This window comes from Nesterenkonia massiliensis, assembly GCF_000455245.1.
GTDB classification, from domain to species: Bacteria; Actinomycetota; Actinomycetes; order Actinomycetales; family Micrococcaceae; genus Nesterenkonia; species Nesterenkonia rhizosphaerae.
Window position 1 is genome coordinate 141063 of record NZ_HG005165.1, and the last position, 5978, is coordinate 147040.

At 64.4% G+C, this 5978-nt stretch carries 6 protein-coding genes; all 6 read left to right on the forward strand.

The annotated features are described in order from the left end of the window. The coding region (locus tag TX78_RS14050; RefSeq protein ID WP_044493446.1) for a transketolase-like TK C-terminal-containing protein at positions 1-1739 on the forward strand (1739 nt) is incomplete at its 5' end. Positions 1740-1863: 124 nt separating this feature from the next. Further along, positions 1864-3039 (forward strand): PucR family transcriptional regulator, encoded by a 1176-nt coding sequence (locus TX78_RS00695; RefSeq protein ID WP_044492775.1) that lies wholly within the window; start codon positions 1864-1866, stop codon positions 3037-3039. 101 nt (positions 3040-3140) lie between these two features. Further along, complete coding sequence (locus TX78_RS00700) at positions 3141-4076, forward strand: ACP S-malonyltransferase (RefSeq protein WP_044492777.1); 936 nt, start codon at positions 3141-3143, stop codon at positions 4074-4076. A 57-nt stretch (positions 4077-4133) separates the two neighbouring features. Then, positions 4134-5183, forward strand: coding sequence for a beta-ketoacyl-ACP synthase III (locus TX78_RS00705; protein WP_044492779.1), 1050 nt, complete (start codon positions 4134-4136; stop codon positions 5181-5183). Between the two features lie 45 nt (positions 5184-5228). Next, a complete protein-coding gene (locus tag TX78_RS00710; protein WP_044492780.1) occupies positions 5229-5474 on the forward strand; it encodes an acyl carrier protein in 246 nt (81 codons plus the stop codon). A 126-nt stretch (positions 5475-5600) separates the two neighbouring features. Next, positions 5601-5978: beta-ketoacyl synthase N-terminal-like domain-containing protein (locus TX78_RS14055; protein ID WP_044492782.1), on the forward strand; the 378-nt coding region annotated here is incomplete at its 3' end.

A 5978-nucleotide genomic window follows, 5' to 3' on the forward strand; every position in this document is an offset into this window, starting at 1 on the left:
AGACCCTCGACGGCGACTATCAGACCTACAAGGCCGAGTCCGGCGCATTCGTGCGCGAGCACTTCTTCGGTCGCTCCGAGAAGACCAAAGAGATGGTCGCGGAGATGTCCGACGACGAGATCTGGGGCCTCAAGCGCGGCGGCCACGACTACCAGAAGGTCTATGCCGCCTATAAGTCGGCCGTGGAGACCAAGGACAAGCCCACGGTCATCCTCGCCCAGACCATTAAGGGCTACGGCCTGGGTCCCAGCTTCGAGGGACGCAATGCGACCCACCAGATGAAGAAGCTGACGGTGGAGGACCTCAAGCGCTTCCGCGACACCCTGCGCATCCCGATCAGCGATGAGCAGATCGAAGCCGATCCGTACAACGTCCCCTACTACCACCCCGGTGAGGACGCTGAAGAGATCAAGTACATGCGCAAGCGCCGTCAGGAGCTCGGCGGATCGCTGCCGCTGCGCCGCACTGACGGCACTAAGCTGCAGCTGCCCGACGAGAAGACCTACGCGGTGGCCAAGAAGGGCTCAGGCAAGCAGAAGGCCGCCACCACCATGGCGTTCGTGCGTCTGCTCAAGGACCTGATGCGGGATAAGGAGTTCGGCAAGCGCATTGTGCCGATCGTCCCCGATGAGTCCCGCACCTTCGGTATGGACTCCTTCTTCCCCACCGCGAAGATCTACAACCCCAAGGGCCAGAACTACCTCTCGGTGGACCGTGAGCTGATGCTGGCCTACAAGGAGTCACCGCAGGGTCAGCTGCTGCACCCGGGGATCAATGAGGCCGGTGCGACCTCCGCCTTCACCGCCGCGGGCACCAGCTACTCCACCCACGGTGAGCCGATGATCCCGTTCTACGTCTTCTACTCGATGTTCGGCTTCCAGCGCACCGGCGATTCCTTCTGGGCTGCGGCTGACCAGATGGCCCGCGGGTTCATCATCGGCGCGACAGCAGGACGCACCACGCTGACCGGTGAAGGCCTGCAGCATGCTGACGGGCACTCCCCCATTCTGGCGGGCACCAACCCGGCGGTGAAGCACTTCGACCCGGCCTTCGGCTACGAGATCGCCCACATCATCGAGAACGGCCTGTTCGAGATGTACGGGGATCACGACGGCGACCACAACGTCATGTACTACCTGACCGTCTACAACGAGCCGGTGTTCCAGCTGCCCGAGCCGGAGAACGTGGACGTCGAGGGCATCAAGCGCGGCATCTACAAGCTCAAGGCCTCTGAGGCTGAGGGCGAGAAGGTTCAGCTGCTGGCCTCCGGCGTCTCCGTACCCTGGGCGTTGGAAGCGCAGGAGATTCTCGCTGAAGACTGGGGTGTCTCCGCTGATGTGTGGTCGGTGACCAGCTGGAACGAGCTGCGCCGTCAGGCCCTGCATGTGGAGCAGTCCGCCATGCTGGATCCTGAGCGCGAGCCTGAGGTCCCGTTTGTGACCAAGCAGCTTGAGGGAGCCGAGGGCCCGATCATCGCCTCCACCGACTACACCACCTCGGTGCCGGATCAGATCCGCCAGTTTGTGCCCAATGAGTTCGCCACCCTGGGCGCAGACAGCTTCGGCTTCTCCGATACCCGCGCAGCAGCTCGGCGTCACTTCAAGATCGATGCCCATTCCATGGTGGTTCGCGCCCTGCAGATGCTGGGCAAGAAGGACAAGGCCGCCGAGGCGATCAAGAAGTACGACCTGCTCAATGCCAACGCTGGAACCTCAGGCACCGCAGGTGGCGACGCCTGAGCCAGCTGAGTCTGATGAGCTAGTCCCGCGGCATAGCTGAGCATTGACGACGGCGGTCCCCACATCCGGGGGCCGCCGTCGTCGGCATTGTAGGAACTCTCCAAAACCTCATAGAGTGAAGCCCATGAGTGTTGATAGCGGTCGGCTTCCTGATGCTGTGGCAGTGTCAGCTGAGGCGCTGGAGGTTCTTCGCAGCAACTCCGGGCCGCTGACCACGCTGGTCGGTCGCCATCTGGAGGAGAAGCTGAGCTGGTACCGGCAGCTGAGCACAGAGGAACGCGCTTCACTGCGGCTGATCGCCCAGCGCGGTATCCAAGGGCTGGTCAACTGGCTGCAGGACCCCCGTTCACGCTCGCTTCCGCTGGTCAATGAGCTCTTGGGCCCCGCGCCTACTGACCTCATGCGGACCATCTCCCTGCAGCGTGCGTTGCAGTTGATCCGCACCATTGTCGAGGCTGTCGAACAACGCCTGCCGGGACTGATGCCCGACGCAGACCGCCAGCTGATGCTGGAGGCGGTGCTGCGCTACTCGCGCGAGGTTGCCTTCGCTATCGCCGATGTCTACGCCCGTGCAGCCGAGTCACGAGGCGCCTGGGACTCTCGCCTGGAAGCACTGCTGGTGGATGCTGTCCTGCGCGCCGAGCCCGCGGAACAGATTGCCTCCCGGGCAGCTGCCGTGGGATGGCAGAGTACCACCGGCGTCGTCGTCATAGTGGGTTCAGCCCCGGAGCAGGCAGACGCGGTCTTCATGTCACATCTGCGGCGGCAATGCATCCGGTTCTCGGCCGACGCTGTGGTGGGCGTTCAAGGCGACCGGCTGATCCTCCTCTTGGGCGAGGCCACCGGTCTCCAGGACGGGTTGGAGCGGATCTTGCCAGCCTTTGGCGAGGGCCAGGTGGTCTACAGCGAGCATGACGGGCCCATCGCCTACGCCTCACGTGCCGCCGCTGCAGCCTTCTCCGGTTTCACAGCGGCCCCGGCGTGGAGCCAAGCGCCGCGGCCGGTGGCAGCAGAGGACCTGCTGCCAGAGCGGGTCCTGGCAGGTGACCCGCAGGCCAAGGAAGTGCTGGTCAGCGGTATCTACAGGCTTCTGGACGAAGCCGGCCATGGGCTGCTCGAGACCGTCGAAGCCTATGTCAGCACCGGTCATTCCCTGGAGGCCACCGCCCGTGAGCTCTTCGTGCACACCAACACTGTGCGCTACCGGCTCAAGCGCGTGACTGAAGTCACCGGCTGGGACCCGATGACTCCGCGCGATGCCTATGTGCTGCAGACCGCCCTGGCGCTGGGCCGACTCTGAGCCCAAACCTCGCCGACTTGTAGGTTCTCTACAAGGGCACCCCGTGAGCTTGGTCCACGGATATCCCTGCACTATGAGGTCGAAGATGGAAAGGTGGAGGTGTGCTAGCGATCGTATGCCCAGGACAGGGCTCTCAGACCCCCGGCCTGCTTTCCCCATGGCTGGAAGACCCGCAGAGCAAGGCTCTTGTACAGCAGTACTCCGAGTACTCCCAGACTGACCTGCTGACCCACGGCACCATCTCTGATGAAGAGACCATCCGGGACACCGCCGTGGCCCAGCCGCTCATCGTGGCGGCCTCCCTGCTGGCCGCCCACCGTCTTGGCCTCACTGCCGAGCGCGTGGCGGGTTTGGGTGACAAGGTGCTGCTTTCGGGCCACTCTGTGGGCGAGATTCCCGCCGCAGCACTGGCCGGCGCCCTCACTGAGGAGCAGGCGCTGCAGCTGATCTCCGTGCGTGCCACCGCGATGGCCGATGCTGCCGCCGCGGAGCCCACCGGTATGGCCGCCGTGCTGGGCGGAGTGGAGGACCAGGTCCTGGAGACCATCGAGGCTGCAGGCCTCTCCCCCGCCAACATCAACGGCGGCGGCCAGATTGTTGCCGCTGGTGCGACCGCTGCCATTGAACAGCTTGTGCAGAATCCCCCGGCACGAGCCCGGGTCATCCCGCTGAAGGTGGCGGGTGCATTCCACACCTCATATATGGCCAGCGCCGGTGAGACTCTCTCCGCTGCTGCCGCGCAGATGACGCCGCAGGATGCGCAGGTGACCCTGCTCTCCAACCGCGACGGCGCCGCCGTCGTCGAAGGTTCCCAGGTGCTGACTCAGCTGGTGGACCAGGTCACCCGCCCAGTGCGGTGGGACGCATGCATGGAATCCATGCGTGAAGCCGGGGTGACCGGTGTCCTGGAGCTGCTGCCGGGCGGTACGCTGGTGGGGCTGGCCAAGCGCGGACTCCGCGGGGTGGCCAGTTTCGCAGTCAAGAGCCCCGAGGACCTCGAGGCCGCCGGCGAGTTCATCGCCGAGCACACCGGCTGAGTCCGGAGCCCGCACAGCAATCCGGACCCCTTTTCTTTGAAAGGCACAGACAGACACGTGACCGCAGCACTGAAGCAGCCCACCCCCATCTCAGGTACAGCCGTTCTGGGACTCGGCGTCCACCGTCCGGATGTATTGATCGACAATGAGAAGATCTGCCAGTGGATCGATTCCTCCGACGAGTGGATCAGGCAGCGCACTGGGATTGTGACCCGGCACCGTGCCCGCGCGGATGTCTCCGTGGTGGATATGGCGCTCGACGCCGCGCAGGAAGCTCTTGCCGACGCCGGCATTGACGCCTCTCAGCTGGGCGCTGTGGTGGTCTCCACGGTCACTCATCCTTACTCCACTCCCTCTGCAGCGGCGGATGTAGCCGGCCGGCTGGGCATCACCGCACCGGCCTTCGACATCTCCGCCGCCTGCGCCGGCTACTGCTACGGCATCGGTCAGGCAGATGCCCTGGTGCGCTCGGGGCTGGCCGAGTATGTGCTGGTGGTGGGTGTGGAGAAGCTCAGCGACTTCATCGACAACCACGAACGCACTATCTCCTTCTTGCTCGGCGATGGTGCCGGAGCTGCCGTGGTCGGTCCCTCTGAGACTCCTGGCATCTCCCCTTCAGTGCTTGGCTCCAATGGGGAGAAGTGGGGCACGGTCTCCATGGATAACTCGCTGTTGCGCCTGCGCGATGCGCTCACCGAGGCCCAGCGCAGCGGTGATGCGTCCCGGCTGCTTGATGCTGAGGAACGTCTGTGGCCCACTCTGCGTCAGGATGGCCCGACCGTCTTCCGCTGGGCAGTCTGGGAGATGGCCAAAGTCGCGCAGCAGGCACTGGATGCCGCCGGTATCACCGCTGAAGACCTCACCGCATTTGTCCCGCACCAGGCGAATATCCGCATCATCGATGAGCTCGCCAAGCAGCTGAAGCTGCCGGAGAACGTCTTGGTGGGCCGCGATATTGCCGATGCAGGAAACACCTCTGCTGCCTCGATTCCGCTGGCGCTGCACCGCCTGCGCGCTGAGAATCCGGAGATCTCCGGAGGGCTCGCGCTGCAGATCGGCTTCGGAGCCGGCCTGGTGTTCGGCGCCCAGGTCATCCGAATCCCCTAAGCTTTCCCACCACCGAATCACCCAACCCACCGAAAGGAGCCCACTGTGGCTGATAAGAACGAAATCCTCGCTGGCCTGGCCGAGATCGTCAACGAAGAGACCGGCCTGGAGACCGAAGAGGTCCAGCTGGAGAAGTCCTTCACCGAGGACCTAGACATCGACTCCATCTCGATGATGACCATCGTGGTCAACGCCGAAGAGAAGTTCGATGTGAAAATCCCGGATGAGGAGGTCAAGAACCTGGCCACCGTCGGCGACGCCGTCGAGTACATCGCTAACGCCCAGGGCTGAAAACCGCCAGGGCTCACGCCCTGTCGGGCCTTGAAGACGCAGGCTGCCAGTGCGCCGCGTGGCTCACCCCACGCGGCGCGGGCGCCAGCTTTGAGCTGTACCCCTACTGTGCAGGAGAAGGACACCATGTCACGCCTTGTCATCACCGGTCTCGGTGCCACCACCCCTATCGGCGGGGATGTGCCCACAACCTGGGCCAATGCCCTGGCAGGGACAGCCGGCCCCAAGACGCTTGAGCACGACTGGGTCGAGCAGTACCAACTGCCGGTCACCTTTGCCGCTGAGGTCGCCGTCGAGCCGGCTGAGGTTCTGACCCGCCCGGAGACCAAGCGCATGGACCGCTCCACTCAGCTGGGTATGGTCGCAGCCCGTGAGGCGTGGAAGGACTCCGGTCTGGATCAGCAGGACGTTGATGCAGACCGCTTCGCAGTCAGCTTCGCCACTGGTATCGGCGGTGTCTGGACTCTGCTGGACTCCTGGGACACGCTTCGCGAGAAGGGCCCT